Origin of the sequence: Acidisphaera sp. L21 (assembly GCF_009765685.1) — a bacterium.
GTDB lineage: Bacteria > Pseudomonadota > Alphaproteobacteria > Acetobacterales > Acetobacteraceae > LMUY01.
Genome location: NZ_LMUY01000158.1, coordinates 1 through 487, shown reverse-complemented (window position 1 = coordinate 487; position 487 = coordinate 1). Strand labels below are relative to the sequence as shown.

Here is a 487-nt window from a genome sequence, read left to right as displayed (position 1 = left end):
CGTCGCCATCGCCGACCCCAGCCCGGAAGCGGCCGCGCTGGCGCAGTCGCTCGGCGTTGCGCACTACGCCGCGCTGGAGGCGATGCTGGATGCCGTGCGGCCCGATGCGGCAATCGTTGCCACGCCCAACCAACTGCATGGGCCGCACGTCCAGGCCTGCATCGCCCGCGGCATCGCCGTGCTGGTGGAAAAGCCGATGGCGGAGGATGTGGCGACCGCCGAAGCCATGGCCGCTGCGGCCAGCCGGGCTGGCGTCGCGTTGCTGGTCGGCCAGTTCCGGCGGCACAATCCCGTGGTTGCCACGGCCCGGCGCTTCATTCGCGACGGGGGGCTGGGCAGGCTCGTCTCGGTCATCGCCTCCTCCACCGTGCTGAAGCCGGATCCCTACTTCGACACCCAATGGCGCCGGGCACAAGGCGGTGGCCCCATCCTGATCAACCTGGTGCATGACATCGACGTGCTCCGCCACCTCTGCGGCGAGATCGAA

The 487-nt window shown here is 70.2% G+C and carries 1 protein-coding gene; it reads left to right on the top strand.

The window, feature by feature from the left end:
* The coding region (locus tag GSQ76_RS30345; protein WP_158747814.1) for a Gfo/Idh/MocA family protein at positions 1 to 487 on the top strand (487 nt) is incomplete at both ends.